This window comes from Photorhabdus sp. RM71S, from assembly GCF_042879355.1.
Lineage (GTDB): Bacteria > Pseudomonadota > Gammaproteobacteria > Enterobacterales > Enterobacteriaceae > Photorhabdus > Photorhabdus kayaii.
This window is the reverse complement of the sequence record NZ_JBHFKV010000033.1, coordinates 1-2726: the sequence shown is the minus strand read 5'-3', so window position 1 is coordinate 2726 and position 2726 is coordinate 1. Positions and strand designations below refer to the sequence as shown.

General features: G+C 39.5%; 6 protein-coding genes and 1 pseudogene. 2 read left to right on the top strand and 5 right to left on the bottom strand.

Annotation, left to right across the window (positions count from 1 at the left end):
• Positions 1-132 precede the first annotated feature (132 nt).
• The gene (locus tag ACGF5R_RS16540) at positions 133-213 is read left to right on the top strand and encodes a type I toxin-antitoxin system SymE family toxin (RefSeq protein ID WP_240000799.1); all 81 of its coding nucleotides are present in this window, start codon (positions 133-135) and stop codon (positions 211-213) included.
• Positions 214-357: 144 nt separating this feature from the next.
• On the opposite strand, the gene ACGF5R_RS16535 is transcribed toward ACGF5R_RS16540, so the two are convergent.
• From ACGF5R_RS16535 to ACGF5R_RS16515, 5 genes are all read right to left on the bottom strand, one after another.
• Positions 358-600: a hypothetical protein gene (locus ACGF5R_RS16535; RefSeq protein WP_240000797.1), complete on the bottom strand. Its 243-nt coding sequence runs from the start codon at positions 598-600 to the stop codon at positions 358-360.
• Positions 601-697: 97 nt separating this feature from the next.
• Entirely contained in the window at positions 698-1168 is a 471-nt protein-coding gene (locus tag ACGF5R_RS16530; RefSeq protein WP_387691842.1) for a hypothetical protein, read from the bottom strand.
• A 34-nt stretch (positions 1169-1202) separates the two neighbouring features.
• Complete coding sequence (locus tag ACGF5R_RS16525; protein WP_387691840.1) at positions 1203-1841, bottom strand: hypothetical protein; 639 nt, start codon at positions 1839-1841, stop codon at positions 1203-1205.
• Positions 1828-2247 (bottom strand): Imm63 family immunity protein, encoded by a 420-nt coding sequence (locus tag ACGF5R_RS16520; protein WP_387691838.1) that lies wholly within the window; start codon positions 2245-2247, stop codon positions 1828-1830. Before ACGF5R_RS16520 ends, ACGF5R_RS16525 begins: the two co-directional genes overlap by 14 nt.
• Positions 2231-2389: a TNT domain-containing protein gene (locus tag ACGF5R_RS16515; protein WP_387691848.1), complete on the bottom strand. Its 159-nt coding sequence runs from the start codon at positions 2387-2389 to the stop codon at positions 2231-2233. Before ACGF5R_RS16515 ends, ACGF5R_RS16520 begins: the two co-directional genes overlap by 17 nt.
• Before the next feature lie 91 nt (positions 2390-2480).
• Here ACGF5R_RS16515 and ACGF5R_RS16510 point away from each other — a divergent pair.
• A pseudogene (locus ACGF5R_RS16510) lies at positions 2481-2726 on the top strand (IS982 family transposase); the annotation flags it as partial.

Below are 2726 nucleotides of genomic sequence, written 5' to 3'. Positions count from 1 at the left end.
TACTGATATAGTCAGAAGTTTTGAATAATTTAACCTTGATATGATAATCCGGTATATAGTGTTTATACCGGATTTTTTCTTATTTTTGGTAAGGTTCCTTGTCTTTCTCTTCTGCATCTTAAGGGCAACTGGTTGGAAGAGGCGGGCTTTATGACCGGGCAGTCGGTGCAGATCAGCATTGAGCACGGGCTGTTTGGTTATCCGGCTTATTGAGAACAGTTGATGGCTAAAGGGAAGATCCCAGCGTTGGCTGGGATCTTCACGTCGTTTATACAATTTTAACTAGCAAAGTCTCACATTTTACTCTGCTTCCTGTTTTATTTTATAACGGGCTGATTCTTCCTTTGCTAATTCTAGCTACTCATCAAAATTATTAAGATTCCTTCTATCTTCCCATCCAGTTGACGCAAAAGCATGGATAAAAAATATTTTTGGATCACCAGAGATATCAGAACTATCAAAGCAAGCAATATCATCAGAATAAGATACTTTTGCAAATGGCACGAGTTGTCTCTCTGGATATTGCGCTTTCATTTCAGACAACCAGTATTTAGCGAATTTTTCAAATTCGCATAAAAACCACCAAGGTTCTAAATCCAAAATAGATTCTTTATTTACTATTTCCAAATAAAGAAGATGGAAAACTAAATCCTTCTGGTAGTTCTTCTATTGAATATAAGTAACATGTCATAATGGATTAATCCTTTGATTTTCCAGTAATTCTAGGAAGCTCATCGGAACCATCGGGGTTACTCTTACTAAACCCGCCAGTTTGTTTATTTATCCTTCCGGTGATTGCCTCTCCCCATGTTTTAGGCTCAAGTCCCCTCCTAGGATCAGAGAATCTGATTTCATTAGGGTTAAATGTCGATATATTACCTGTTGTTCCTTTCGCTGCATTCCCAGTTTGGCTATGTGATGTTTTCGTGGCTTCCGCTTGGGCACCTTTATCAGCATTAGCCTGCTGGCTTTGGTCTGAATTGATAACTTTTGCATCTGCTTTACTAATTCCGCCTGCAACTCCGGACGCTGCCGCAATTCCTGCCCGCCCCATAATCTTCACGATTTCCTGGGTCGTCTCTTCTGATCTGCCGGTGACGTGGGCACGATGAAGCACTAAATTGCGGGATGCATCAATAAAGTAAGGTTGTAATAAATAACGATGCAATAGTGGATAGAGTCAGGAAAAACAATTGTAGATTTCATTTCTTACTCCAGTTTTTGTTTAACTTATCTTCTATTGTACTGCCCGCAACTTCAGAGCTTATTGCACCAGAACCTGCACCAATGACTTCAGCAACAGTTCCTGATACTACAGGTTTAAATTTATCAGTAACTACTTTACTGGTCCTTGCATCTATTACGTTACCAATACCTGCACCAATTGCAGGGGACAAAGGATCTTTCCCTTGCAATTTAGCACCTGCATACGCACCAGTAATACTCGCCACTTCTGTAAACCAAAACCCTTTGCCCTGCGTTACCGCCCCCGTTCCAGTAGCTATCAGTGCATCAGTCATGTTCACTGGACCATTTGTAAGCTGATTACTAATGTTGGCCTTTCCACTAATTACACCTCCAGCAAAAATACTTCCTACAGTTGCTCCTGATGGTAGCAACAGTGGTGCTGCTACTGTGGACATTCCAGCCCCCCAAGCGACTAACAATCCTCTTACCGGATCTTGTCCTTCCGGGTGATCCCCTTTGGCATGTTTTGACAATGCCGCTGAAATCTCTTGAGAAGATTTACCTTTATTTAGCATAGCGGTAGACAGGCTTGATGCTGACCGACCGTAATCCGCCATCCCTTTGGGTAAGCTAAGTGCATTATTGTCTGTCACTATTGTCTATGTATGGTGATCTTTCTAATATTTTTTCAATTTTTTTCTTGGCTCTTAATACCCACTTTTTATCTAATACGCCTAATATTTCCAGCTCTTTTTCAAAATAAGCCCTACGAAAATCTTTACTTTCATCATTCCTGTTTTTTAATTCGTATTCAGATGCCATTTGGCTAGCTACATTTTCCATAATCCAATATAGAAGCTCATTTGGATCTTCAGTTGCTTGTCTAAATATTTCATATCCTCTTTCAGAGTAAATAATATGATATTGATTATTATCAATAACTATATATGCAGAACCATCACCAACAGGCTCTGCATAAACTATCAACATTGATTTAGGTGCATTAATCTTAGCACTTAAAGACCACACTTTTTCCTGTATTTCATTTATGGTTAGCATTCTTTATTTCCTTTACATATCCATTTTTTATAAGCCAATCAACATTCACTCTCTCAGGGAAATTCGGCAATATCTGAATTCCTCCTCCGGGCTGATCAAACGCAGGAGCAATTTTACCTTGCAATACCGGAAGCGGTTTAATTAACCTGAGATTTGCTTAAGAAGGGAACTAAGTGCCTGAGGCACGATCAAAGTTTTTGTCAAAGAAAACAAAATCGTGGAGATCCTCAGGCATGTCTAATTTAGAAGAACTTTACTGTTGCGTCGATGACTTTTGCCAAAAATTTATTCCTCTCTGGTATCAACAGTTAATTGAAAATGGCTTGCTCAAACGCCACCGCGAAGCTTCCCTTTCTCTCAGTGAAGCAATGACGATACTCATTTTATTCCACATGAGCCATTATCGTGATTTTAAAACGTTTTATATTCAGCATGTTAAACACTATCTTCAGGCCGATTTTCCCAGGTTGGTCAGCTAC

Bases quoted from the DNA above. Each gene is read 5' to 3' on its own strand.
- ACGF5R_RS16520 (WP_387691838.1), bottom strand. From the start codon at position 2,247: ATGCTAACCATAAATGAAATACAGGAAAAAGTGTGGTCTTTAAGTGCT.